This is a genomic window from Sporosarcina sp. Y838 (assembly GCF_056786515.1).
The window spans coordinates 77,449-102,184 of sequence record NZ_JBXCJD010000001.1 but is presented as its reverse complement, the minus strand read 5'-3'; the positions used below and the strand labels follow the sequence as shown (position 1 = coordinate 102,184).

The window sequence follows — 24,736 nt, the reverse complement described above, 5'->3', positions numbered from 1 at the left end:
TTTCACTCGTCACTAACCACCGATAATCTCCGAGTCTCCCATTCTTCACGGAGAATGCCCATCCGAATGGAATCATAATACGTACCATTCCAATAACGAACTTTCCGTATACGTGCTTCCATCATCATGCCGAGTTTCGCGCCGACTTGAATCATCCGTACGTTGCCTGACCACGTTGTATATCCCACACGAACCAGCGGCATTTCATGGAATAAATGCTCAATCCAAAGCGTTAGTGCTGTCGTGCCATAGCCCCCGCTCCAATATTTTGGTTCGTAGATGAGGATTCCCATCTCTAGCCAAAGGGAAGGCTTATGCTCCCAGTAATAGCTAACCATGCCGATTAATTCGCCATTAACTTCGATGCCCCAGCAATCATCCTGGTCCACAATTTCGTCGCTACCTTTCAGAAATGCCTCATATGTCATAGTCTTATGTTCGTAATAAGGCGCGTCCCACTTTTTCCATTCGGGGTTTTCCTCTTTAAAACTGAGTTTCCACATGCGCTGTAAATCTTGTTTTTTCATGGGTCGTATTGTAACTCCATCTTTTGTGTAACTCAAACAGATTCCTCCGGCTCTATTATAAATATTTCGCGAACCAGCCTTTGATTTCATCCAACCTCGCAATGCGCAAGTTCGGTGTGCCGGTGCGCGATAAGTTATGATCAGCATCTGGGAAACGGACGAATTCCGTTTCTTTCCCCATGCTTTTCAATGTAATGTATAGCTGCTCCGCCTGTTCAATTGGGCAACGGAAATCTTTTTCAGAATGTAGGATTAACAATGGTGTCTCAATGTTTTTAGCATATTTCAGCGGCGAATGCTCCCACAGTTTTTCAACTTTAGTCATATCTGCGCCAATTTGCCAATCACACAAGTAGTAACCGACATCGGAGACGCCGAAGAAACTGATCCAGTTCGAAATCGAGCGTTGTGTAACCGCCGCCTTGAATCGATCTGAATGACCAACAATCCAGTTTGTCATGAAGCCGCCGTAGCTGCCGCCTGTTACGCCAAGTCTGTCTGTATCAATCCATTGATTCTCCTGAATGGCATAATCGACTCCAGCCATAATATCCTCGTAATCTCCGCCTCCATAATCACCACGTACCGCGTCCACAAACTCTTGGTTGTAGCCATGACTGCCGCGCGGATTTACGTATAGGACGCCGTACCCCTGTGCTGCTAACAGTTGCATCTCATGGAAAAACGTATTCCCAAACATTACGTGCGGACCGCCATGAATTTCAACGATGAGAGGATATTTTTCACCTTCGACGTAGCCCGCCGGTTTCATGAGCCAGCCATGCACATCCCAATTTGTCACGCTATTGTAGACGATTGCCTCAGGTTCAACAAGTTCAACTTCCTTCAAATACGCACTGTTAAATGAAGTGAGTTCTTCACGTTCACCTGATACAATCGTCTGCTTGTACAGTTCTCCCGGATTGATGGCATTACTGACAGCAACGAGCGCAAACTCACCGTCTGCCGATAAATCATAGCCGTAAATATGTTCATTTTCAGTTGTTGCTGGATACAATTCCCCTTCAAGCGTTGCAAAATACAAACGGACATCGCCCATCGTCGACAATTGGAAATACAGCTGGTTGTGTTTCGTCCAAACTACCGCCGGTGCGCCAGTGCCTTGCTGATGATCCGCAGCTACAGCATCTCCGATTGGTGCGTCAAGACTCTCCGTGTAATTCATTCGCGTGCCATCTTCCGTGTCATAAATGAAAAGATCTGAATGGGTCGCATTATAGAATTTGTTATCCGCGCCTATGAATGCGATATAACGGTCGTCGTGTGAAAACGCCGCCCCGCCAAAAAAGCCTTCTTCATCCACCAGAACCGTTTCTTCTTTCGTTTCAACATCGACAAGTAATAGAGGTTGTCGGAAATCAAAATCCTGATTCTCTGTTCGATTGACACCGATGACGAGTTTCTTGCCGTCATGCGATACGGCTTGGAGGCCATACTGATGATTGCCTTCCGTGAACTGAGTCACTTCTTGCGTCTCGATATCGACGACGCCGATTTGCTTGAACGAATCCTGCGGCAGAAGACCTGCTCCGTCCATCTGGTATTTCATCTTCGTGACACGGTATGGTTCTGGCCTTTTCTTTTCGGCCTTCTCTTCTTTATCCGTAAATGACTTGCCCTCTTTAACAGCTGCATTGACCCATATTTTTTTCCCACAAGGCGACCATAGGAAACTAGAAACCCCATTTTCAAAAGACGTCAGTTTCTGCGCTTCCCCGCCTCGTGCCTGTAGAATAAACACTTGGTTCTTCTCTTCGCGGTCCGATAAAAAAGCAATTTGTTTTCCATCGGCAGACCATTCTGGCGATGAAATACTTTCTTTTCCGTGCGTCCACTTCGTTACTTCATTTGAAGTAAGATTGACGTGAAATAAATTCGATATATATTTATTATCCGCGACGTCAATATGCGTTTTCACGAATACCGCTTCCTTACCATCCGGCGCGATCCGCGGATTCGTGACAGAGTGCAATTTGAACAAATCATCCACTTGTAATCTACGTTTCTCCATTGCAATTCCCCCTTATGTAATCTATAACTACTTATTTCGACATCCGTAACAGGTTTCCTTTTATTCGGCAGATTAAATCTAGACAAATAGGCGAATTCCCGTTAGAAATTAAACGGAAACTCGCCTTTTGTGATAAATGCAGGAGGCCAACAAGTGATTGAATTGGAAATCCCGTTAATACCGCTTCGACGCTTTGTGGATGCCTCCCGCGATAAGCCGGAAAGGAGATCACTTTCAGTCTTATCGCTCCGGCTACCACTAAGTCGCGCCTTCGCTGGAGAATCTACTTTTGAAAGCGCATTTCATTATTAGGGGTTATACCTGCAATCTGTAATGCATCTTTCTAGAATGAGATCAGTATCAAATAGTAATCACATTATAATCTCAGCAAATACATCTCAAAGTCACACTTCTATCGATAATGAATATTCCAGCGCAGGCGCGGCAATGGGGTAGCCGAAGCCCTGAGACTGGATGCGAAGCGTTAATCCAGGCTCAGGGCGAAAGGCATCCCCAAAGCGCCAAGCGATCTACAATCCACACTCCGAATTTACAACTCTCCCTCAATAATGTGCAGCGTAAAACACTACCTGCCTACTTGAATCCCGCCAATTGACCCTTAATATATGCTGCCCGTGCTTCTATAAAATCGATGATATACGCAGGCTCCTTATCAAAAATAGCGATACTGTCTTTCTTATATGGATCCTTCAATAGATACGGCCTAATTAAAGCATGCATACTTTCTATTTTCGGCTTCAAGTTTTCCACAGTAAACTGGTTGCTCAAAATCTCTTCCAATTTCTCTTTATAGCGATTTCGAAATGTTTTCACATCGAGAATCCGCGCGGTTAGTGTATTGAATCCTTCTATTCTTAAATAATCTTCCTCCATCACTTCCCCGTTAACATCCCTGCCCCATGTTGCATCGTAATCCCAAGGAATGACTTCAAATAACCCTGTTTCTCCGTTTTGATAAAGTGCATAGTTATGAACAAAACCATCAAAGTTTTGGGTAAATACGACGCCAGCTAACCAGCAAAGGTACTTCTCAACATTCACATAGTTAACTATTTCACTTTCAAATTCTTCCCTCGGAATCGTATTAATCTTCAATATCATATCGTGTATTGTTTGTTCATCCTGCGCTGTTCCCCATTTTAATTCATAACCAAACGCAAGTGATTTTTTCACTTCTTTATCAAGATCACTCATTAATGAAAAATTGGCATCCCCATTCACTGCATAAAAAATAGGCCCTAAAGGTAATTTCCGATTCGAGAGGAAGTGTTCATCCACGGACTCTAATTCCAGATAGAGCCCTTCGTTTTTACCATTTATCTTCAAAAACACAAATTGAGACTTTGGAGAGAGACAACCAATTTCATTGAAAAAATCAAAAGACAATTTATTTCTTAGCAGTGATGGATCCTTATATTCTGCGTTTAAATGAATGGTCTTTGTATTTCGATACAGAACCGGTTTATAAAAAGTGACTTGATATGATTTTTTGGGAAATCCACGAATATGGGATCCACGGTATGCAATATCAATATCTAACTTTTTCTCGTTAATCGTGAGCTTTGCTTGAACTGGATCATCTATCCAAATGTCTTTACGAATTTCACTTAATTCGAGAGGGTGAATAAAAAGCCTGTATTCAGGTAGTTTCATATCCTTCTTCATGCGAATCCTTTCCCTTCATCGTTACCCTATTCCTATGAAGGGATATCAAAGATGTTTCCTATGTAATAAATAATTATTTTAACATTATACGCACTTGACTCTATCCCTTTCGATTCACCGACGTACCTTGAGGGGAGAGGAAGGAAATTACTACAAATCCGAAATGTTTCAATCAAAGGCCATTTCGCTTCCCTTTCTCAAAACAAAGAAGAAGGGAGGTATAGATATGTCAATATTTTATTCGAATGAAATAGAAAGAGCGGTTGAAAAAGCTGATCGCTTGGGGTTAGATGATTTCATGTATCAAGATCCTCGTAGCAACAAACATCGAACTGTCAGAGACACGCGCGATACTAGGAAACAACGGCGAACTAGCAGAAAACGATGCACGTCTCGCAGGCGAACTGTCAGAGGCACGCGCGATACTAGGAACCAAAACCGTACTAGCAGAAAACGATGCACATCTCGCAGACGAACTGTCAGAGGCACGCGCGATAAAATGAACCAAAACCGCACTAGCAGAAAACGATGCACATCTCGCAGACGAACTGTCAGAGGCACGCACGATAAAATGAACCAAAACCGTACTAGCAGAAAACGATGCACATCTCGCAGACGAACTGTCAGAGGCACGCGCGATAAAATGAACCAAAACCGTACTAGCAGAAAACGATGCACATCTCGCAGGCAAACTGTCAGAGGCACGCGCGATACTAGGAAACAAAATCGTACTGGCAGAAAACGGTGCACGTCTCGCAGGCGAACCGTCAGAGGCACGCGCGATACTAGGAACCAAAATCGTACTAGCAGAAAACGATGCACGTCTCGCAGACGAACTGTCAGAGGCACGCGCGATACTAGGAACCAAAATCGCACTAGCAGAAAACGGTGCACGTCTCGCAGACGCACTGTCAGAGGCACGCGCGATACTAGGAACCAAAATCGCACTAGCAGAAAACGGTGCACGTCTCGCAGACGCACTGTCAGAAACATGCGTACTTTTGCAGATGAAAAGATCTTGGCTGCACAAAGAGGCAAACGTATGAACCAACGATTTACTGGTCGAAGACGATGTACTTCTAGAAATCAAGGACTTACTGATAGAAAACGACGCACTTCTAGGAATCAAGGACTGACTGGTAGAAGACGACACACTTCTAGGAATCAGGGACTGACTGGTAGAAGAAAACGTAATTGCTGCAATTAAGGAATCGCAAGTAGGAAACACTTATTAACTTAGTTATGAAGTGATCCACCGAATACGTACAAACGTAAAACCCTTTCCATTTGCGGAAAGGGTTTAATGTTGGATTTCATTTTCCTGCTCGTTCCATTAGATAGCTGACGAACACATCATCTTGAACAAGCCAAGCTTCTTGGTTCCTTTTCAAGTAACTTTCTCCTTCATCAAAACTAGAAAAAGTTGTCTCTTCAATCGCCCAATCTGTCTCATTGATTGGATACAGAAGAAAGAGTTCTTTCTGCCTATTTTGATAAAGTGAGCCGTACGATGACCTCTTCAGGTTATGGCGATTCCCTTTCGAATCCTCACGTAATCTTTCCAAGTGAAATGTTTCTGCTACAAAAAGTTGATAAGCTTCTTTGGTTAAAGAGCAGCCGGATGCTTTTGCGTGCCCGCCGCCTCCAAAAGAACCTGCTACCTCAGACACGTCAACATGGTTATGGATTGTTCGGAAACTTACTCGTTTTCCGCCAACATTTAATATCGCGATATAATCCAGATGCGGATATTCTTTGCCTAGTTCATTGCCAAGCTCAGAGTGATACGATTCCGCGTAAACGATGCCTGCATAAAGGCCATCCGTTTGCGTCTGAACGAGTTCTCGGCGTTTTCGACGGATGTATCGTTCTATTTTATTGTCTTCCATATCCAATAATTTAGTTTCAAACGCGTCAAACTGGAATTGTTCACTAGTTGTTAGCCGTTCTATCATTTTCTCTTCAAATTCCTCAATCGTTATTAGATAGAAAAGAGCATTCAGTCGCTGCGCTTGATGGTTTTCATTTTTCTCCCATTCCCACGTATCGTACTGCCTAACGAGCTCAACAAATTCAGCGATGACGTTTGTGGGATCTAATAGTTGTTGCGTCACCAGGTAATCGTAATACAAAGATGTCGCAGATGTTAATTTTCCATCCGCATCCTCAACAATCACTCGTCCCCACTCATACTCGTTAAAAGACAGAGCCGTTTTGTGGTGGTCTAACAGGAGTACTTTCCCGCCATTTTTGTAAAAGACATCTAGCTTTTTTTCATTTTCTTCGTTAACGGATAAATCCGTAATGAACAAACCCATTTCTAAATCATTGTTTTCAAGAAACCCCTCAACTTCACGATCGAGCCCAGAAACGGAATTGTAGCGAACTTTTACTTGCTTACCAAAAGCAAGCTTTGCTAAAATACCGCATCCGACGCCATCTAGGTCATTATGTGTTAACAATTTATACATCTTCTTCACCTCTTCATTCAGTATTGTAATTGATAATAATTTTCATTGCCAATTAAGAGCACGTTCGAACAACAATCCAAAATAATATTTACTTTAAAAGTATACGCATTCGTCTCTACTCATGTTGGTACAACCACGTACTGTAAGAAGAGAGGAGAACGCAAGAAGTTTAAGGTGCAAATTGACCATTGCCTCTATCTCCTTTCACTCAATAAGCATGAAAGGAGGGTGGACATGTCACTATTTTTTGAAGATGAAATACAAAAAGTGAAGCGTAAAATAGATCGCGTGGGGTTAGATAACTTAATGGCGCAGGATCCTCGTGATAAACAAAGAAACGTAGACAAATATCGCCGGAATTCACGCTATCAAACCACTTCTAGCAAGGATACCAGAAACCGCAGGAATTATAGGAGCAAGAACAAACACTAAGAACAGTGTAGTGAGACTTAGCTGGTTACTTATAAGACTCCGATTTAATACAAATCCGTTTACTCTCTCCACGCATAAGTATTTTTTGAGTGTACGCATTTGTCTCCTCCCCCTTTGGTACAACAGCGTACGTTAAGGTAAGAGAAGGATTTTGCAATAAGCCATAATCGATTAAACCTCCTTTCTCTACTACCCAGAAAGGAGGTTTACTCATGTCACATTTTCATGAAGAGGATGACAACTCTATGTATCAACAGGCGTATCGCGACAGAAAGCGCAAGTTGAATAACCGACGCCCTGCCTGCGGTCGACAACGTCTGGGCGATACCCGCACGGATTCAAAACAGAACCGTTCAGGGCGAAATCGCTGTAAATCATGTAATGAGCGAAGCGATGACAGAAGCAACTACTGAAAAAGTCTTGATACATGGAATGAATAAGATTTCCTGCTAATAGCACTTCAGCGCTTTATGGTCTATTTAAGAAGGCGTATTATCAAACTTCTACAAGAAAGAAAGCGACGACATTTCGTTCAAAATCGAACGCAATGTCGTCGCTTTAATTTAGGTAAATGTACGTTTTTAAGTGGCTCCCATGTAACCTTGAGAAGGCTCCAGCATTTACAGTCTCACTTGGTCTTTCAGTGATCGTCTTAGTATTTTACCTGTTGTGTTTTTCGGCAGTTCATCTAAAAATTCAATTTGTTTCGGTATTTTATACTTCGCTAGACGGGCCGCGCAGAATGCAATTAGCGATGCTTGGTCAGGTTTGACGCCTTCTTTTAATACAACAAACGCATGAACTGCTTCGCCGAAATCTGGATCTGGCAAGCCAATCACTGCCGCCTCTACGATATCACGGTGAGTGAATAATACTTCTTCGACTTCACGTGGATAGACGTTGTATCCGCCTACGATAACGAGGTCCTTCTTACGGTCAACGATGTAGAAGTAGCCATTGGCATCACGTTTAGCCATATCGCCTGTATATAACCAGCCGTCGCGAATAGCAGACTCTGTTTCTTCGGGCATTTTATAATAGCCTTTCATAACGTTTGGTCCGCGCACAATTAGTTCGCCGACTTCGCCATCCGGGACTTCATTGCCTAGCTCATCGACCACTTTGTTTTCAACGTTGACGATATTTGTCCCAATTGAGCCTGGAATACGCTCGCGGTCATGCGGGTTAAAACATGTCACGGGTGATGCTTCAGATAATCCGTATCCTTCTGAAATCCTCACATTGAATTTCTCTTCAAAATTGTGAAGCAATGCAACCGGCAACGCGGAACCACCGGAAATTGTCGTCCGTACGGTCTCGAAATCGGACGGATTGCCTTCCGGATACTGATAAAGGAAATTGTACATTGTCGGTACAGCCGCAAAGATTGTAGCTTTTTGTTCCTTCACGATATTGAAGATTTCCGCTGGATTGAAGCGCGGAACTAGCAAAATTGTAGCACCCTTCACAAGTGGCGCATTGACGACAACTGTCAGTGCAAACACGTGGAATACCGGAAGCGTAGCGACAACGCGGTCGTTTTCCGAGAAATCGAGGTAATCCGCAACGTCGCGTGCGTTCGAGTACAAGTTTCCATGTGTCAGCATCGCGCCTTTCGGGTGACCTGTTGTACCTGATGTATATAGGATGATAGCGGTTTCATTTTCATCGAAAGAAACGGGCTCAAGGTTTGGTGTCCCTGTTGCAATGAGCTGTGAGAATGAACGAACTTTAGACTTCACCTCTTCCAGCAATAATGCAATTTTCGCTGGTGTTTCCGGAACCGTTTCACAGATTACATAATGCTCAACATTCGGGAATGCACCAGCCGCCTGCTCAACAAGTGGAAGCAGAAGGTCAAGCGCGATAACCGCTTTGGCGTCACTATTGTGTAAGATATAAGAAATTTCGTCTGGCGTGTAAATCGGATTGATGGGAATCGCCGTAGCACCGATTCGCATTGTTGCGTAGAGCGAAATTAGGAAATGTGGTGTATTGCCTAGAAGAAATGCAACATGATCCCCTTTTTCGATGCCAAGTCCTTGAAGCGCAGATGCGAACATGGACACGGATTGATCGAATTCTGCATATGAAGTATCTTTCCCCATGAAGTGATATGCCGCTTTTTCAGGCTGTGTCATTGCAGTTTCGCGCACACGTGTAACTAAATTCATACTTTCATCCCCTTTTAATTAAATGAATGACCATTCATTCCCCTGTCATAATCATTATATAAGAAAAGTTCAGACAAATCAATACACGAAAAGCGGAAGCGGCCGTTTAGATGCGACAGGTAGGAGGGATGTAGTTCAATCCCTCCCTGCTGGAGGGCTTGAAGAGAATGGCGCTCTTTGCCATTCACTTCAAGACCGAAGCGACCCGAGCATCTGGCCGCTGAAGCTAGACACGAAAAGCGGAAGCAGCCGAATAAAGGAATGCAGCCTAAGTACGCCGCGTCCTGCGGCAATAAAGAGGGATGAAATTCAATCCCTCTCCGCTGCATGACCTGCATAAGACAGGCTGGTGAAGCTAGACAAAACAATACATCAATAAAACTCAATTTCATCCCTGTGCTTTTATATGTGCCAAGTAGCGCCAGCGAATTAAATAGAAATAGGTCAGTTGCATTAGTGTGAAGCCTACCAGAACGAGAACCAATTCTTTTACAATGGAAATTTCGGCAAGCGCATCCCAGATCACCTGTAGGGTTAGAAATGCGAACGAACTATGGACCAACGCGACACCCCATGGGAAGAAAAACTGTGGGATTAATTGTCGGTTGACGATTTTCTTAATTTCGCGATCTGTGATTCCCATGCGCCGCAGCACGTCGAATTGTTTACGATCACGTTCAAGTGAAGTATACAGCCTGAAATAAATGAAGCTTCCGGCGGCCAGGAAGAAAACGGCTGCAAGCAATAATCCGATGAACAGCAGCAGTGAAAATGTCGTGCGAATCCCCGAATAGTTCAAGCCAGGATTTTCAAATGAATACAACAAGTCCGAATCCCCCAACAGGAATGATTCCGTAACTTTCGCATTAATTGATAACCCAATTTCCTTTGTATTTTGCCAATCAGGGACGTTAAAAGCGTAGTAAGAAAATGGCTCTAACCCCTTCATATATCCACTATCCGACACATATTCATAATCGGTGTCATTCAATATGATGGCATTCGTTGCAATGGAATAAGAGGAAAACAATTGATGTGGATATGCTCCGATAATTCTGACATCTACATTACTATTCTTGAGAAGGGTCTCTACTTTACGGTCTTTCAGCTGATCATAAGATGAAACGGAGGGTGGAAGGAAAACAGCCTCTCCTTCATCCAACTCAATCGCCGAATAACCGAACGAAGCGGCAAGCATATTGACATTGGATAACTTCAATATCGCAACGGTATTCTCCGTGAATGTCGACAACTGATGGATAACTTGGAAACGGATAAGCGAATAGTCGATTTGGTTCGTATTCAATTCGTCGACAAGTTGTTCAATATGCTTACTTTCAAGATCGTTCCCTTGCTGACTCTTATACACAAGCCCCAGTGGATGCATTTCCCGGTACTGAGAAGCAAACGAAGTGAGCGATGCAAGTGCGCCGACCGACATGAACGCTATCGTGGAAACCATTGTTACGATGAAAAACATGCGCGCATTTTCACGCAGCCGAACGACACCTTCTGAAATGGACAATAGCCAGTAATGATGCCAATATAGTTTTTTTCGATTGCGAAGCTTATGTAGCAATAATGGCAAAGAATCCGTGAAAAAGTAGAACGTTCCAATTGTCGCGAGTGGCGGCAGGAAAAAAATCAATCCAATTATAACAGAATTCGCTGTTGAGGCAGCCATTGCATATGACATCGCTAGAAACAGTAACCCCAAATAGCCACGAGTTTTCGAATAACCGTAAACGCTTTTATTTCCCGAAGTTGGAACTTCCTGTATAAGATCTGCAATTTCTCCAGCCCGGATGAAAACAGGTGCAACGTACGAAATGATAACAAATAGACTTAAGAAAGCACCAATCGTCAGTGCAAATGGCTCCCATGAGAAGTATAGAGGTAAAGCTGGCAAGAGAACGATTTCTCGTATAATCATAAAGAAAAATTTAGAAAACATATACCCAAGAATTGTTCCTGCCACAATGGAAGCAACACCAATGATCATCGTTTCAGTAAAAATCAGACGATGCAATTGCCGCTTTGCCATGCCTAAATGGAGCAGTATGCCGAACTCCTTTGACCTCGCTTGTAAAAATGCCCGCATCGAATAAAACAAGAAAAATACTGTAAAAATATACAATACAATTTCAGCTATACTCATCCCCATGACAGCGATTTCCTGCACAAATCGGTCCTCTATGGATGGATGAAACAACAGCATTGAGTACAAGAAAAAGACCATAACGGAAAATACACTTGCCATGAAAAATGCAGCGTAAATACGCCTATTCCGAACGACATTACGGTAAGCGAACTGACGAAAGGTCATGGACATTCCCTCCGAGAAGAGACAAGACGTTCAAGATTCGTTGGAAAAATGTTTGACGTCTTTCATCTTTATAGATTTCATTGAAAAATTCGCCGTCTTTGATGAATAGCACTCGATCACAAAAACTGGCGGCAATGGGATCATGCGTTACCATAATAACTGTCGTCTGTTCCATTTTATTGATATGACTCAGCAATTCGAGCACATCTTTCGCAGACTTCGAATCTAAATTCCCCGTAGGCTCATCTGCCAGAATGATTTTCGGCTTATGAATAAGCGCTCGGCCAATTGCCGTTCGCTGTGACTGTCCTCCCGACAACTCATCAGGTCTGCGGTTTAAGATGTCTTTCAAACCGAGCGATTCCGCAACTCCAGCGATGCGTCTTTCCATTTCTGAAACAGGTAAACCATCGAGCGTTAGCGGTAACACAAGGTTTTCTTCCACCGTCAACGTTTGGAGCAGATTGATATCCTGGAAGACAAACCCCAGATTGCGCCTTCTGAATAAAGCCAAGTCATTTTGCTTTAAAGCCTCTGGTTCGATTCCATTGATTATCAGACTTCCGTATGTCGGCAACGTAATTGTAGAAATCAAGTTCAACAACGTCGTTTTCCCACTTCCAGAAGGCCCCATCACTGCAACGAATTCCCCTTCTTCCACTTCAAAATCGAGACGGTTCAATGCCCGGTGCATTACTTTTCCTTCATAAATTTTCGTCACTTCCGCCATTTCCACGATTGCCTTCCGCTTCATCCGTCTCCCCCGCCTCTCCATTTTCAAATAACACCGTCACTGTTGTTCCGATTCCTTTCTCCGATTCGATGGACAGCGGATGACCAAGTCGATTGCAAACTTCCAACGCAATATAAAGCCCCATACCCGTCGATTCACCCGTCAGCCGCCCGTTTTCACCTGTGAAGAAAGCTTTCGTCACGCGGTTCAAGTCTGAAGAAGGGATTCCGATTCCTTCATCCCGGATTGTCAATTTCAGTCCATGGCCCGTACATGCTGCGGTAAAATGAACTTTCTTACCTTCATCAAATGTATATTTCACCGCATTGGTAATGAACTGACCAATAACGATTTTCATCCACTTCACATCTGTGGCGACCAGAAATTGATCATCTATTGAAATAACCGGAAATACACCGTTCGCAATGAACAACCGCTTATGTTCCGTTACGATTTCCTGCACTATTTTTTTCAAACCAACCCGTTCAATTTGCATATCTTGCTCAAATGTTTCAAGTCGTGCATTCACTAGAACTGAATCGAGTCCGCGTCGAATTTTCTCAACTTCTTCAGCAATGCTGTTTCGGTCTAGGTTATCCTTCTCCTCTAGTAGGAGACCCATGACCGATATCGGTGTTTTCATCTGATGCACCCATTGGTTCATAAAATGAAGTTGCCGATGTTGTGCCGCATATAGCTGTTGTACTTCGTTTTGATACAACTTGTACAATTCACGCGTGAATTCGGTTGTTTGCCTGTTTTCGGGTGCATGCGCATGACGGATTAGTGCGTCTTCCATTTTTGTCGGTTTCCGCGTGATTGCATCGTAAAAGGAACGTCTCATAATGAATTTGCTCAACAAATAACCGCTGGTCAATAACATACTCATGCTGATTGAATAGACTGCCGTGTTGAAATTGCGGAAGCCGTCAAGCCAATAAAGCAGCATAATGAACAGCATCAGAATCCCTTGAAAAATAAGGAACGATACATGTTCTTTCAGGAATAATTTCAGTTTCTTCATGATTCTTCAGGATCCAACAAGAAGCGATAGCCTGCTCCACGTACCGTTTCGATGGAGGATTTAACGCCATAATCCGCCAGTTTTTTCCGTACCCGCGTCATATTGACATTCAATGTGTTTTCATCGACAAAAGACTGGTCGTCCCATAATTCTTCGAGTAAATTTTCCCGTGACACTACTTTAGGAGAGGCATCTATCAGCATTTCGAGAATGACGCACTCTTTTTTCTGTAGCGGAACGACATTTTCTCGAACATGCAATTCCATCCGTTCAATATAAACTGTCAGCAATCCCGCTTTCACGGTACGCTCAGATTGATTCGGTGCATATTCGCCAAACGTTCTGCGCAGATGACTCCGTATTTTGGCAAGGACGATTTCATAATGGAAAGGTTTCGTGATGAAATCATCCCCGCCATTTTCCAATGCAAATACCTGATCCATGTCACCAGATCGCGCTGAAATGAATAGTATAGGACACGTAGTTTGTTGGCGAAGTTGGCGACACCAATAATAGCCGTCATAGGATGGCAGATTAATGTCAAGTAGAATAAGATGCGGCTCAAACGCTAGACTTTCTTCGGTGACTCGGTCGAAATCTTCGACAATTGCTACTTCGTATTGGTATTTCCTTAATGTATCTGCTAGTAGTTGCGAAATTTTCTTATCGTCTTCCACGATGAATATACGGTGTTTTTCCATCGACCCATCCCCTTTCATTGTTCCCTATATTATAGCGCAAAAATAGCTATGGTGGTTGGAAGGCTAATGGGAATTGGATATTTTTCGGTGGTTGGGGGTGTGGTTCGGGCGGTCACACGCGCGGATTGAGCGGTCAAGGACACGAGTCGGGCGGTCACCGGCGCAGGTCGGGCAGCCGCACGCGAGAGATCTGGTTATCAAGAATTTATCCCACAAAAAAAGCCTGACTGTGTGTCAGGCTTGTGAATGTATCAATAAATTAATTGGAGAAACTCTTCTTTCGTTATGCCCCCGAGGTATGTGGGAATGTCAATCGGCGCAAGTGCTTCGCTGATTGCTTGTCTTTCATACTGGACGCCTTTCAAGCTTTCTTCGATGACCTTCACTTCTCCGACACCGAAAAAGTCGCCGAAAATGTGGATGTCTTCCATGATACCTTTCTTCACTTGGATGCGGACATCGATGCCGCCTACCGGGAAACGGTGTGAATGCTGCATGTTGAACTTCGGTGATTTACCGTAGTTCCAATCCCAGTTCGCATAGCGTTCCTCAGAAAGTTTTCGAATGTTGTCCCAATCCTCGTCCGTTAGCTCCAAATACTGGATTTTTTCTTCGCCGCCGAAAATCGATTTTAGGATTTCCAGTCGGAACTGTTCAATCGTCATAGGTTCCTCGAGGAATTCAGAAATATTTGCGACACGGCTGCGAATTGATTTGATGCCTTTTGATTCGATTTTATCTTTTCGTACCTTCAGCGCTGAAACAACCCGCTCAATTTCTGTATCAAACATCAACGTTCCATGGCTGAACATACGGCCATTCGTTGAAAACTGTGCGTTACCGGAAACTTTACGCCCCTCCACAAGAATGTCATTGCGTCCGAGAAGTTCGGCTTTGACACCCATTTCTGCTAGTGCATGAACGATTGGTTCTGTAACTTTCTTAAAGTTGCGGAATGATTCCCCGTCGTCTTTTGTGAGGAAGCTATAATTCAAGTTGCCTAAATCATGGTAAACTGCGCCCCCGCCTGATAGACGGCGAACAACATGAATCCCATTTGCCTCCACGTATTCCGTGTCAATCTCTTCAACCGTATTCTGGTTTTTACCGACGATGATGGACGGCTCGTTGATATAGAACAGCAAAAATGAATCTTTTTCAATATCCATATTCTTAAGCACATACTCTTCTATTGCCAAGTTGATATGTGGATCTGTAATCCCTTTATTATCAATGAAATGCATAGTTATCGCTCCCTATAAATAGCTTCCTATCTATTTTATCATTTTCACGCCGAGATGACCTCATCTAGAACTTTTCAGAATTAAATAAAAAATGCCTTGACATTCTAACCACTGTTATAATACACTACTAATAACAGATTTAGTTCTAGTACAAATTTGGAAGGGAGAATGAAAATATGATTCAGAATGTAATCGAGTTTTTCAAAAATCTACCTGCTAAAGTTTGTACGACATGCGGGAATGAAATTGAAGAACAACACGAGTGCTACAGTAACCAATGCGACAATTGCAATATACTGTAACTTTTTTTTGCAACGCCTGTACTATCACACTTCAATTAATTAATTTCAAACTAATACAGTTAGAAATGGAGGAAATTAGCTATGATTGAAAATGTTATCGAGTTTTTCAAGAACCTACCTGCTAAAGTTTGTACATCTTGCGGAAATGAAATCGAAGAGCAGCACGAATGCTACGGCAACAAATGTGATTCTTGTAATATCCTTTAATTTTTTTATACAACCTGTACTATTACAAATATAAAAAATAAATTAGTACTAATACAATAGAGGGAGGAGAGAATCAATATGCTTGAAAATGTCATCGAATTTTTTAAAAACTTGCCTGCTAAGATTTGTACAACATGCGGAAATGAAATCGAAGAGCAACATGAATGCTACGGTAACAAATGTAATGATTGTAATATCCTTTAAAACGTGAAAACAGCCGTGGAGCTCAACCTCTATTGCTGTTTTTTTATTTTTCGAGTATGTCAGGACGATCTGTGTGAATTCCATTTGCACCGATTGCTTTCATTTTCAATGCGGTTTCAGCATCAATGATGGTGTATGCGTAAACGGCCAGTCCTTCGTCATGCATTTCTTTAATGAATGGCGCGCTTAACGCTTCATAAGTAATGCCTATCCCTGAAGCGTAGGACAGCAGTTTTTCCACTTCTTTTTTCGATAACTTTGCTTCTTCATCTTCATCAAACGAAATGAGTTGTAGGAGAGGAATGTCCTGATTTAGTTCATAAATTTGCTTTAATCCTTTTTCACTAAATGACTGAATCGCCACTTTCGTGCGCCCGTCTTCCCTAACCCCGACCATGTCATATTCTTTCAAGACATCGATTAGCTTTTGTTCAATTCCGGGATAGTCTTTCGGGTCTTTCAATTCAATAATGAAACCCATGTTTTCCCCGAATTGCCCAAACACTTCGCCGAGTGTTGGTACAGCGTATTCATCGGATGGACCATCTACAGCCCGCATCTTCTTATCATCGCGTCGGAAGTTCGCAGACAGCTCTTTTAGCTCTGCAAGCGTCAATTCAGCAACCTCACCGCTACCTTCTGTCGTTCCGGTAACGTCTGCGTCATGCATAACAGCTAGCTGGCCGTCTTGTGTCAGATGAATATCAAGTTCAATATAGTCTGCATCCAGGTCCTCCGCCAACTCATAAGATGCCAGTGTGTTTTCCGCTACGTAAGCCGAGGCCCCGCGATGCGCGATAATGAGGAAATCCCCATTTGACGTCAGACCCACTTCTGCTTTCCCTTTTCCACAACCACCCAACAACAGCACAGTAAGTATTAATCCTACTCCCCATGTACGTTTCTTCATTCTCTTTCCTACTTTCACTCGTTTTCTATGTACCTATTCCTATACCCTTTTTCCACAAAAAAAAGTCCACCCGAGGGCAGACTTTTTTTATGTAAACAAATCTTCGAGTACTTCTTTCATTGCAGCTTTTCCTTGATCAATACAGTCAGGCAGTCCAACGCCATCATAAGATGCGCCGGCTAGTTTGACTTGCGGGAATGTCGACTTTAGTTCAGCACGCGCTTTCGCAATTCGCTCTTTATGGCCAACCCGGTATTGCGGCCGGTCTTCTTTCCAGCGCGTAATAACGGTAAAGTCTGGTTTCCCTTTTATATTCATGATTTTACCGAGATCGGAAAGAACAATTTTTTCAATTTCAGCATCAGGCAAGTCAACAATCGCTTCATCGCCTACTCTGCCTACAAATGCACGGATCAATACTTTACCTTTAGGCGTTGTGGTCGGCCATTTCCGATGCGTCCATGTGCATGCTGTAATTGAATAATCGCTACTTCTAGAGACGAGGAAGCCCGTTCCTTCTTTGTCTTGAACGACAAGTTCTTCCGGAAAGGCCAAGGCAATTGTTGCAACGGATGTTGTCGGAATTTCTCTCAAATCCTGCAGCAAACCGTGAGGAGCGAATAAGCGGCCTGCCATTTCGTGTCCAGTTGTAAGGATAACTGCGTCCGCCTCGATTTTTCTGCCGTCATTCAGTGCAAGAGTCGTTCTTTCTCCGACCGTTTTCGGCTCTACAATTGCATCAATCCTGACGCCTTTCATGACGGTTCCTGGATTTAGCTGCTTCTCAATTGCTTCGACCACTGTTTCAAGACCATTGCGAAATGTATGGAAGACGCCCTCTTTTTTCGCGCCGTGTCCATCTTTCTGCGGAACTTGTTTCGGGGTTGTCTTTTTCATCCCAAGAATGAGGCTCCTATGTTTCTTTTCTACCGCGTAGAATTGTGGGAATGTCGATTCCAAACTCATATGATCGATATCGCCTGCGTAAACGCCTGACAACAACGGTTCAATGAGGTTTTCGACAACTTCTCCACCAAAACGCCTGCGGAAAAACGCGCCGAGTGACTGATCCCCTTGAATGCTGGAACGCGGGAGCACAAAGTCTCCGGCTGCACGCAGTTTTCCAGCCCAAGAAAACAAACCTGTTTTCATGAATGGACCGAGTTCCGTTGGGACGCCCATGACAGAGCCCCCCGGAATCGGATGCAATTCACCGCCTACGAGTACGTAAGCTTGTCCTGTCGCATTTTTTACAAGTTCCCCTTCAATTCCGAGATCTTCTGCAAGGATACCCATGCTCTTTTTTCGAATTAAGAATGAATCGGGACCACGCTCGATGATAAAACCGTTACGCCGGACTGTCCGAATTTTTCCACCCAGCCGATTGGATGCTTCGACTAAGATGACATCTAAAGGGAGTCCTTTTTCTCGCGCTACTTTCTGCATATAAAATGCCGCGGAGAGACCAGTAATTCCTCCACCGACAATGACGACTTTCTTGTTTTGTTCGCTCATGTCCATCATCACTTTCTTTCATTCGTATTAGACCATTTCCATTTTTCCGAATACCGCGTCCACCATTGCATCAATGAATAGTGGGTCAATATTCGGCATTTCCGGACGGTAATAAGAAGCTCCGATGTCATCACAAACAACTTTACACTCGTAATCGTTGTCAAACAGCACTTCTAGATGATCGGAAACGAAGCCTACCGGGGTATAGACAAACGTCTTATAGCCTTTTTCGTTATGCAAGTCGCGCGTCAAGTCTTGAACATCAGGGCCGAGCCATGGTTCAGGCGTTTGCCCTGCACTTTGCCAACCCAGTTCATAATTTTTTACGCCTGCAGCTGATGCGATCAAGTCTGCAGTCTCTTTCAATTGTTCTGGATACGGATCCCCGCTTGCGATGATTTTTTCAGGCAACGAATGCGCTGAAACAATCAAACAAGCTGAAGCTCTCTCTTCGTCGCTCATACTTTCAAATGTACCACGTACTTTATCGGTCCAGAATTCAATGAATTTCGGCTGTGTGTACCAGCTTTCCACTGACGTAATAGCGATTCCATGCTTGTCTGCCTCTTCTTTCGCACGTCCGTTATACGACTTGACGGAAAACGTCGAGAAGTGTGGCGCAAGTACGATTGAGACAGCTTCTGTAATGCCATCTTGATGCATTTTCTCTACTGCTTCTTCAATGAATGGTGTAATATGTTTTAATCCGATATAAACCTTGAATTCGATGTCGTTTTGCACTTCATTCAGACGATTGCAAAGTGCGTTTGCTTGGTCTTCCGTAATTTTGGCGAGTGGTGAAATTCCTCCAATTGCCTCGTAACGGTTTCGAAGGTCCTCCAATTGCTCAGGTGCGGGCGGACGACCACGACGGATATGTGTGTAATACGATTCAATATCTTCTTCTTTGTTCGGTGTTCCGTACGCCATTACTAATAATCCCATTTTTTTCCTTGTCATTATGTTCACCTCATCGTTCGGATTAGTACGTTATTTACGTAGCTGTGTACTGTATTCATGAACAAATTCTGTCAGTCTTTTCAATGTTGCAGGTTTCACATCTGGGAAAACACCATGTCCTAGATTAAATATGTGATTACCGTGTTCTACACCTTGCTCGATGATTACTTTTGCACGTTCTTCTATAATTGACCAGTCCGCCAACAGCAATGATGGGTCAAGATTACCTTGCACTGGTTTTGTCAGACCCCGTTCTCCTGCTTCTTTAATGGACAGGCGCCAGTCAAGACCAACAACATCTACAGGCAGATCGTGCCATTCGTTCGCTAAGTGACTTGCGCCAACTCCGAACGTGATTAGTGGAACATTCAATTTACGCAATTCCGTGAAAATCCGTGTCATAACGGGCTTAATGAAAATTCGGTAATCGGAAACGTTCAATGCGCCCACCCACGAATCAAAGATTTGGATTGCTTTCGCACCTGCATTTACTTGTGCAGTAATATAAGTAATCGTCATATCCGCAAGTTTGTCCATTAGCGCGAACCATGCTTCTGGCTCAGACACCATAAATGATTTTGTTAAGTTATAACTTTTCGAAGGACCGCCTTCAATCATATAACTTGCAAGCGTAAATGGCGCACCTGCAAAACCGATAAGCGGAACATTCAATTGCTCCTTCGTTAATATTTTAATCGTTTCAAGAACGAAAGGAATGTCTTCCTCCGGTGATAAATCGCCAAGATTATGGACATCTTGTACGGTACGAATCGGATTTGAAATAACTGGACCAATACCTGGTTTGATTTTCACGTCAATACCAATACCTGGCAGTGGCGTAACGATATCTTTGTAAAGGATTGCTCCGTCGACATTGTACTGATCGACTGGAAGCTTGGTAACGTATGCACATAGTTCCGGTTGCTGTGTAATTTCTTCTAGGGAATATTTTTCTTTAATTTTCATATATTCAGGTTGTGAACGTCCCGCTTGCCTCATGTACCAAGCCGGTGTGTGGTCAATCTTTTCGCCTCTTGCAGCACGTAAAAGTGTATCGTTGAATTTAGTCATTTGGCTTCATCCCACTTTCTTTTATGAATCATTTATTTGTTTCATATAGGTCTCAATATAGATGTTTTTCCTTGCAAAGTATAGTGTTTAGCCCCTTTTGTCATCAATTTGTGCGTCATTTCATGTTTTTTCGCCATCATTTCGTCATTGTTTGTTTTAAGTACGGAATTAGGGGAAAATAGAGGTATAGGAACTACTTTGAGGAGGTTTTTAATAATGAATATCTTTATGACATCCGGCACACCGGAATTCATGGAAGACTTAAAAGAAAAACACGCGGATAAAGGATTGATTGCCATGCATGGGCAAGGTAACTCTTTATTGTTGCATGAAACGACAGGTAAAACAATATTTCAAACACCACGCCGTTACGAAGTGATTGGTTCTTCCGGCACACTTCAAGAAAAAGGCTATTTCGTCTTCAACAATATTCCGGTCACAGATGAAGGGCGCCCCATTTTCGAACTTCGGTTTAAAGACCGCGCAGGTAACATCGAATCAGAACTTGGATTCATCGCTTTTCGTTTACTTCGTCCACTTGATTCTGATACATACATTGTCATGACGGAATGGACGGATAATACTTATTATGCAAGATGGAAAAACTCATCTTCATTCGCACAAGCTCATTCGAAAGATCGTGCAGAAGCGGGCTCTGATAAAACACTTCATATCTTCTCGAGCGCCCCTTACATTACGGAGTATGCCACAAAAAAATAATTTCTTACACGCGACCTCATTCCGGTCGCGTTTTTTGTACGCCCTTTATAGTTTCATATGGAATGTTTGCTATAATGGAGACAGTAACATTCAAACTAGTGTAATTTTGGGAGGGGTAGTCCATTGAAAGAACAACTGTTAGAAAAACTTGATTGTGCTTATGAAGATATGGTCGCTATACGTCGCTACCTTCACATGAATCCCGAGTTGTCCTTTAAGGAAGAGAAAACCGCGCAATATATAGCTGACTTTTATGCTAATCTTGGGGTTGAAGTGCGTAAAGATGTAGGCGGCAATGGCGTTGTTGCACGTGTCAAAGGGGCAAGACCCGGAAAGACAGTTGCACTACGTGCCGACTTTGATGCACTTCCGATTCAGGATGAAAAGGATGTACCCTACAAATCAACGGTCCCCGGCGTCATGCATGCTTGCGGACACGATGGACATACCGCTACACTGCTTCAGCTTGCGAAAGCGATACATGAATTACGGGAAGACCTTGTTGGTGAATATGTCTTCATCCATCAACACGCGGAAGAATTTGCTCCTGGTGGTGCAATTTCGATGATTGAAGACGGTTGCCTTGATGGAGTTGACGTTATTTTCGGAACGCATCTGTGGTCGTTGACACCTTTCGGCACAGTCGAATATTTAACGGGTCCTGTTATGGCGGCAGCTGATCGTTTTGATATTACGATTCAAGGAGCCGGCGGGCATGGTGCAGCTCCCCATCAAACGAAAGATGCCATCGTCATTGGCGCGCAGCTTGTCATGAATTTACAACAACTTGTCTCCCGTCGCGTCAATCCGGTTGAATCGGCTGTACTCTCCATAGGCTCATTCGTTTCGCAAAATGCATTTAATGTCATTGCAGACTCCGCAAAACTGGGTGGGACGGTACGAACATTCAATCCAGACATTCGTGACTTGATGGAACTCGAGATGAAACGTGTCGTCGATGGAACTGCACTTGCAAACAACTGTACCATCGATTTCGAATTCGTAAGGGGCTATCCGGCCGTTGTGAATCATGCTAACGAAACGGAATTTTTGAAAACTGTGGCTGAAACGATTTCGGGCTTGGAAGTGGTTGAATCTACGCCGCAAATGGGTGGCGAAGATTTTGCTTATTACCTAGAAAAAGTACCAGGTACATTTTTCTTCACGGGTGCTAAACCTGAGATTCCATTTCCGCATCACCATCCAAAATTCGACATCGATGAAAATGCGATGCTTCTTGCGGCGAAGACACTTGGTGCCGCCGCTGTTGAATATCAAAATTCGTAATAGGAAGACTTTCTAACCATTAGTAATATTTCATGATTTGATAATTAGTGAGCCTTCCTTCGAATTTTATGAGGAAGGCTCACTGTTTTTACATGGAGCTTAAAAAGTTCAATACATAGGGGATGAACCTGAAATCCTGCTAATACCGCTTTGGTGCTTTGTGGATGCCTCCCGCGATAAGCCGGAAAGAATGGCGTTATTCCGTTCAACATCATACGGAATAACGCTTTCTTTTTCACTTTTCTCCTTTTGTCCCAATAACGTCTGTTTCCCCAAGAGAAACCGTCGTTATCTCCTAGAGAAACAGCCTGTTTCTCTCTTCCAAAAGAACAGAATGCCCAATTGCGTTTGGAATTCCTGGATTTATAATCTACTTATAATACAAATATGAATTATGAGGAGTGCATTAATTTGAAAAATAAGAAACGTAGTGCGCAATACATTATTTCCTTTGACACATTCATGTTACGTCCGATGATTCAAGACAATAAAATTTTTACCCATGTTAATGAGCGCAACGGTGATTTAAGCGTTCCCAGACGCCCTATCCATATCGTCAGGAATTCCTGTGACTATTATGGCAATTCTCTTCACAACTCGACTAATTCAGCAAAAATGGTACTTGGTAAACGCCATAAAACGCCGATTATCCTGGCTCATGATTTTGGAATACCATACATTTTCCTGCCTACTATGTCACCATCTTCCGAACAGAATGTCTGGATTTCCTATAATGCGATTGAAAAAATAGAAGAAGACAATTTGGGTTCTATAATTACACTAGAAAATAGCCGATCCTTCAAGTTAAATGTTTCCCCTACAACATTGTATCGTCAATATGCGTTCGCCACTCTTTTAGAGAAGAACTTTTTGAAAAACCAGAGACAACTGAACAGGCCTTCTACTTTTAACTTTTTTGACGATGATGACAACGATGATGATGATTCAGCTCTCTGACATCGCAATGTATTTGGCCAATAGTTCTTCAGTTCGATTACGCAGGCGGACATTCAAATAGCGTCTATGATCTTCATAACCTCCGTGCATGAATACATACTCGGTGAATTTGCTATCCGTTTTGTTACGTATCACCTTCATATTGCGCCGCCGCAAGTAGATTGTCGTTTCCTTTAGTTCTGCACGTGCAATTTTCGTCGCCTCGTCGACGAGTTTAACGTAAGGTCCTTTCAATTTGAAAGGACCTTTTTCGAATGATTCCCGATCTCTCTCCAAGATAATTAGGAGCATCGGTAAGTAAATCATATTCTCAAAATAAGGTAATGCCTCCGGGGGTATTAAAGGCACTACAATCACTCCTTCCGTTCAAATGAGAACAATTGTTCGTACTTATATTGTATGCCCATACCCTCGGAAAATCAACCTACAAATCATTGGAATTCTTAAGCAAATCTGGAGACACACGGAATGCTGAAGTTTATCGATAATACGACACTTCATAATTTCTTTCCCCACAAAGAATACCCAACGGCGAATCAAGTCGAGATACCATACACTCTGGTTAACCGTAAAAAAAACTTCCAGCCATAATCGCTGAAAGTCTTGCATATCTTACACTTATTTTTTCTCTATATCACCGATATAATGAACCGAAGCCACTTTCCAATCCCCATCACTTTTTTTAAGGACGGTTACTTGTCTACCACTCGGACTTGTTTCAAGACCCGTCTCTAATTGCTTGAAAGATGTCTTTAGGTTTGAAAATACCTGGGCTTCCTCTTCTGAATACTTCACAATCGTTACATTCGAAACTTCACGACTTAATTCATACTCACTAAAAAGATCTTTCGTAATAGAACGTTCCTCTTCAAGGTCATAATCCTTCGCTGACAATGTATCTAAATAGCCATCGATATCTTGTTTGTTTAGCGTTTCCAAATTTAGGTTGTATACGTCAAGAATCTGTTCTTTTTCGTCTGCTGGGACGCCAGAAGCTTCTTCTACAGTGTCTCCTGTCAAGCTAAATCCCACTTTACTTTCATCCACTCCATGATCAATTGTGCCATATTCATTCGTTGCTTCGCCGTCATCGACGGAACCATTCTCAACAGGCTCTTCCTTGTCACCACTACAAGCTCCTAGCAGTAAAATGAAAGACAGACTAAAAAGCACGACTACTTTTTTCATTTTTTCCCTCCTGAACAGGTAAAAGGGCTCCTCCAAAAGCAGAAAGCCCTTTTCCTTTTATTCAA

24 protein-coding genes and 1 pseudogene are annotated in these 24,736 nt (G+C 43.0%); 9 read left to right on the top strand and 16 right to left on the bottom strand.

The window, feature by feature from the left end; genetic code table 11:
- Positions 1 to 2: 2 nt before the first annotated feature.
- The 3 genes from AC1TO4_RS00485 to AC1TO4_RS00475 all read right to left on the bottom strand — a co-directional run bounded on the left by AC1TO4_RS00485 (position 3) and on the right by AC1TO4_RS00475 (position 4,245).
- Positions 3 to 563 carry a GNAT family N-acetyltransferase gene (locus AC1TO4_RS00485; protein WP_482103704.1) on the bottom strand — a complete coding sequence of 187 codons (561 nt, stop codon included), beginning with the start codon at positions 561 to 563 and terminating at the stop codon, positions 3 to 5.
- 19 nt (positions 564 to 582) lie between these two features.
- Positions 583 to 2,559, bottom strand: a complete 1,977-nt coding sequence (locus AC1TO4_RS00480; protein ID WP_482103703.1) for a S9 family peptidase — start codon at positions 2,557 to 2,559, stop codon at positions 583 to 585.
- Positions 2,560 to 3,153: 594 nt separating this feature from the next.
- Complete coding sequence (locus AC1TO4_RS00475) at positions 3,154 to 4,245, bottom strand: CotH kinase family protein (protein ID WP_482103702.1); 1,092 nt, start codon at positions 4,243 to 4,245, stop codon at positions 3,154 to 3,156.
- Positions 4,246 to 4,408: 163 nt separating this feature from the next.
- Between AC1TO4_RS00475 and AC1TO4_RS00470 the strand changes: the two are divergent.
- Positions 4,409 to 4,528: pseudogene (locus AC1TO4_RS00470) on the top strand (hypothetical protein); the annotation flags it as partial.
- Between the two features lie 7 nt (positions 4,529 to 4,535).
- Positions 4,536 to 4,748 (top strand): hypothetical protein, encoded by a 213-nt coding sequence (locus AC1TO4_RS00465; protein ID WP_482104046.1) that lies wholly within the window; start codon positions 4,536 to 4,538, stop codon positions 4,746 to 4,748.
- An 810-nt stretch (positions 4,749 to 5,558) separates the two neighbouring features.
- On the opposite strand, the gene AC1TO4_RS00460 is transcribed toward AC1TO4_RS00465, so the two are convergent.
- The gene (locus AC1TO4_RS00460) at positions 5,559 to 6,716 is read right to left on the bottom strand and encodes a DHH family phosphoesterase (RefSeq protein ID WP_482103701.1); all 1,158 of its coding nucleotides are present in this window, start codon (positions 6,714 to 6,716) and stop codon (positions 5,559 to 5,561) included.
- Between the two features lie 234 nt (positions 6,717 to 6,950).
- Between AC1TO4_RS00460 and AC1TO4_RS00455 the strand changes: the two genes are divergently transcribed.
- Complete coding sequence (locus tag AC1TO4_RS00455; RefSeq protein WP_482103700.1) at positions 6,951 to 7,148, top strand: hypothetical protein; 198 nt, start codon at positions 6,951 to 6,953, stop codon at positions 7,146 to 7,148.
- Between the two features lie 620 nt (positions 7,149 to 7,768).
- Here the strand turns inward: AC1TO4_RS00455 and AC1TO4_RS00450 are convergent.
- From AC1TO4_RS00450 to lplA, 6 genes are all read right to left on the bottom strand, one after another.
- Positions 7,769 to 9,322 carry a fatty acid--CoA ligase family protein gene (locus AC1TO4_RS00450; RefSeq protein WP_482103699.1) on the bottom strand — a complete coding sequence of 518 codons (1,554 nt, stop codon included), beginning with the start codon at positions 9,320 to 9,322 and terminating at the stop codon, positions 7,769 to 7,771.
- Positions 9,323 to 9,710: 388 nt separating this feature from the next.
- Entirely contained in the window at positions 9,711 to 11,648 is a 1,938-nt protein-coding gene (locus AC1TO4_RS00445; protein WP_482103698.1) for an FtsX-like permease family protein, read from the bottom strand.
- Positions 11,620 to 12,402: an ABC transporter ATP-binding protein gene (locus tag AC1TO4_RS00440; RefSeq protein ID WP_482103697.1), complete on the bottom strand. Its 783-nt coding sequence runs from the start codon at positions 12,400 to 12,402 to the stop codon at positions 11,620 to 11,622. Before AC1TO4_RS00440 ends, AC1TO4_RS00445 begins: the two co-directional genes overlap by 29 nt.
- Positions 12,353 to 13,405: a sensor histidine kinase gene (locus AC1TO4_RS00435; RefSeq protein ID WP_482103696.1), complete on the bottom strand. Its 1,053-nt coding sequence runs from the start codon at positions 13,403 to 13,405 to the stop codon at positions 12,353 to 12,355. Before AC1TO4_RS00435 ends, AC1TO4_RS00440 begins: the two co-directional genes overlap by 50 nt.
- Entirely contained in the window at positions 13,402 to 14,106 is a 705-nt protein-coding gene (locus AC1TO4_RS00430; protein ID WP_482102057.1) for a winged helix-turn-helix domain-containing protein, read from the bottom strand. Before AC1TO4_RS00430 ends, AC1TO4_RS00435 begins: the two co-directional genes overlap by 4 nt.
- Positions 14,107 to 14,357: 251 nt before the next feature.
- Positions 14,358 to 15,350, bottom strand: coding sequence for a lipoate--protein ligase (gene lplA / locus AC1TO4_RS00425; RefSeq protein ID WP_482102058.1), 993 nt, complete (start codon positions 15,348 to 15,350; stop codon positions 14,358 to 14,360).
- 176 nt (positions 15,351 to 15,526) lie between these two features.
- Between lplA and yhfH (AC1TO4_RS00420) the strand changes: the two genes are divergently transcribed.
- From yhfH (AC1TO4_RS00420) to yhfH (AC1TO4_RS00410), 3 genes are all read left to right on the top strand, one after another.
- The gene (gene yhfH / locus AC1TO4_RS00420) at positions 15,527 to 15,652 is read left to right on the top strand and encodes a protein YhfH (RefSeq protein ID WP_482103695.1); all 126 of its coding nucleotides are present in this window, start codon (positions 15,527 to 15,529) and stop codon (positions 15,650 to 15,652) included.
- Positions 15,653 to 15,733: 81 nt separating this feature from the next.
- Positions 15,734 to 15,859 (top strand): protein YhfH, encoded by a 126-nt coding sequence (gene yhfH, locus AC1TO4_RS00415; protein ID WP_482102060.1) that lies wholly within the window; start codon positions 15,734 to 15,736, stop codon positions 15,857 to 15,859.
- A 78-nt stretch (positions 15,860 to 15,937) separates the two neighbouring features.
- Positions 15,938 to 16,063, top strand: a complete 126-nt coding sequence (gene yhfH, locus AC1TO4_RS00410) for a protein YhfH (RefSeq protein ID WP_482102191.1) — start codon at positions 15,938 to 15,940, stop codon at positions 16,061 to 16,063.
- Positions 16,064 to 16,106: 43 nt separating this feature from the next.
- Here the strand turns inward: yhfH (AC1TO4_RS00410) and AC1TO4_RS00405 are convergent, their stop codons facing one another.
- From AC1TO4_RS00405 to hemE, 4 genes are all read right to left on the bottom strand, one after another.
- Complete coding sequence (locus AC1TO4_RS00405; protein ID WP_482103694.1) at positions 16,107 to 16,973, bottom strand: glycerophosphodiester phosphodiesterase; 867 nt, start codon at positions 16,971 to 16,973, stop codon at positions 16,107 to 16,109.
- A gap of 87 nt (positions 16,974 to 17,060) precedes the next feature.
- Positions 17,061 to 18,488: a protoporphyrinogen oxidase gene (hemY, locus tag AC1TO4_RS00400; protein WP_482103693.1), complete on the bottom strand. Its 1,428-nt coding sequence runs from the start codon at positions 18,486 to 18,488 to the stop codon at positions 17,061 to 17,063.
- 27 nt (positions 18,489 to 18,515) lie between these two features.
- Complete coding sequence (gene hemH / locus AC1TO4_RS00395; protein WP_482103692.1) at positions 18,516 to 19,448, bottom strand: ferrochelatase; 933 nt, start codon at positions 19,446 to 19,448, stop codon at positions 18,516 to 18,518.
- A gap of 30 nt (positions 19,449 to 19,478) precedes the next feature.
- Positions 19,479 to 20,519, bottom strand: coding sequence for a uroporphyrinogen decarboxylase (gene hemE / locus AC1TO4_RS00390; protein WP_482103691.1), 1,041 nt, complete (start codon positions 20,517 to 20,519; stop codon positions 19,479 to 19,481).
- Positions 20,520 to 20,735: 216 nt separating this feature from the next.
- On the opposite strand from hemE, the gene AC1TO4_RS00385 reads away from it, so the two are divergent.
- From AC1TO4_RS00385 to AC1TO4_RS00375, 3 genes are all read left to right on the top strand, one after another.
- Positions 20,736 to 21,239: an antibiotic biosynthesis monooxygenase family protein gene (locus AC1TO4_RS00385; protein WP_482103690.1), complete on the top strand. Its 504-nt coding sequence runs from the start codon at positions 20,736 to 20,738 to the stop codon at positions 21,237 to 21,239.
- A gap of 123 nt (positions 21,240 to 21,362) precedes the next feature.
- On the top strand, positions 21,363 to 22,526 hold the full coding sequence (locus tag AC1TO4_RS00380; RefSeq protein WP_482103689.1) for a M20 family metallopeptidase: 1,164 nt from the start codon (positions 21,363 to 21,365) through the stop codon (positions 22,524 to 22,526).
- 411 nt (positions 22,527 to 22,937) lie between these two features.
- The gene (locus AC1TO4_RS00375; RefSeq protein ID WP_482103688.1) at positions 22,938 to 23,483 is read left to right on the top strand and encodes a competence protein ComK; all 546 of its coding nucleotides are present in this window, start codon (positions 22,938 to 22,940) and stop codon (positions 23,481 to 23,483) included.
- Here the strand turns inward: AC1TO4_RS00375 and AC1TO4_RS00370 are convergent.
- Together AC1TO4_RS00370 and AC1TO4_RS00365 are read right to left on the bottom strand one after the other, a co-directional pair.
- Positions 23,472 to 23,831, bottom strand: a complete 360-nt coding sequence (locus tag AC1TO4_RS00370) for a YhjD family protein (RefSeq protein WP_482103687.1) — start codon at positions 23,829 to 23,831, stop codon at positions 23,472 to 23,474. The two genes, AC1TO4_RS00375 and AC1TO4_RS00370, sit on opposite strands and share 12 nt — an antisense overlap.
- A 270-nt stretch (positions 23,832 to 24,101) precedes the next feature.
- Positions 24,102 to 24,671 carry a DUF3225 domain-containing protein gene (locus AC1TO4_RS00365; protein ID WP_482103686.1) on the bottom strand — a complete coding sequence of 190 codons (570 nt, stop codon included), beginning with the start codon at positions 24,669 to 24,671 and terminating at the stop codon, positions 24,102 to 24,104.
- Positions 24,672 to 24,736: the final 65 nt, after the last annotated feature.

Excerpts from the sequence above, each read along its gene's own strand:
- AC1TO4_RS00480 (WP_482103703.1), bottom strand. The coding sequence starts at position 2,559 with ATGGAGAAACGTAGATTACAAGTGGATGATTTGTTCAAATTGCACTCT.
- AC1TO4_RS00475 (WP_482103702.1), bottom strand. The coding sequence starts at position 4,245 with ATGAAGAAGGATATGAAACTACCTGAATACAGGCTTTTTATTCACCCT.
- AC1TO4_RS00465 (WP_482104046.1), top strand. The coding sequence starts at position 4,536 with ATGATTTCATGTATCAAGATCCTCGTAGCAACAAACATCGAACTGTCA.
- AC1TO4_RS00460 (WP_482103701.1), bottom strand. The coding sequence starts at position 6,716 with ATGTATAAATTGTTAACACATAATGACCTAGATGGCGTCGGATGCGGT.
- AC1TO4_RS00455 (WP_482103700.1), top strand. The coding sequence starts at position 6,951 with ATGTCACTATTTTTTGAAGATGAAATACAAAAAGTGAAGCGTAAAATA.
- AC1TO4_RS00450 (WP_482103699.1), bottom strand. The coding sequence starts at position 9,322 with ATGAATTTAGTTACACGTGTGCGCGAAACTGCAATGACACAGCCTGAA.
- AC1TO4_RS00445 (WP_482103698.1), bottom strand. The coding sequence starts at position 11,648 with ATGACCTTTCGTCAGTTCGCTTACCGTAATGTCGTTCGGAATAGGCGT.
- AC1TO4_RS00440 (WP_482103697.1), bottom strand. The coding sequence starts at position 12,402 with ATGAAGCGGAAGGCAATCGTGGAAATGGCGGAAGTGACGAAAATTTAT.
- AC1TO4_RS00435 (WP_482103696.1), bottom strand. The coding sequence starts at position 13,405 with ATGAAGAAACTGAAATTATTCCTGAAAGAACATGTATCGTTCCTTATT.
- AC1TO4_RS00430 (WP_482102057.1), bottom strand. The coding sequence starts at position 14,106 with ATGGAAAAACACCGTATATTCATCGTGGAAGACGATAAGAAAATTTCG.
- lplA (WP_482102058.1), bottom strand. The coding sequence starts at position 15,350 with ATGCATTTCATTGATAATAAAGGGATTACAGATCCACATATCAACTTG.
- yhfH (WP_482103695.1), top strand. The coding sequence starts at position 15,527 with ATGATTCAGAATGTAATCGAGTTTTTCAAAAATCTACCTGCTAAAGTT.
- yhfH (WP_482102060.1), top strand. The coding sequence starts at position 15,734 with ATGATTGAAAATGTTATCGAGTTTTTCAAGAACCTACCTGCTAAAGTT.
- yhfH (WP_482102191.1), top strand. The coding sequence starts at position 15,938 with ATGCTTGAAAATGTCATCGAATTTTTTAAAAACTTGCCTGCTAAGATT.
- AC1TO4_RS00405 (WP_482103694.1), bottom strand. The coding sequence starts at position 16,973 with ATGAAGAAACGTACATGGGGAGTAGGATTAATACTTACTGTGCTGTTG.
- hemY (WP_482103693.1), bottom strand. The coding sequence starts at position 18,488 with ATGAGCGAACAAAACAAGAAAGTCGTCATTGTCGGTGGAGGAATTACT.
- hemH (WP_482103692.1), bottom strand. The coding sequence starts at position 19,448 with ATGACAAGGAAAAAAATGGGATTATTAGTAATGGCGTACGGAACACCG.
- hemE (WP_482103691.1), bottom strand. The coding sequence starts at position 20,519 with ATGACTAAATTCAACGATACACTTTTACGTGCTGCAAGAGGCGAAAAG.
- AC1TO4_RS00385 (WP_482103690.1), top strand. The coding sequence starts at position 20,736 with ATGAATATCTTTATGACATCCGGCACACCGGAATTCATGGAAGACTTA.
- AC1TO4_RS00365 (WP_482103686.1), bottom strand. The coding sequence starts at position 24,671 with ATGAAAAAAGTAGTCGTGCTTTTTAGTCTGTCTTTCATTTTACTGCTA.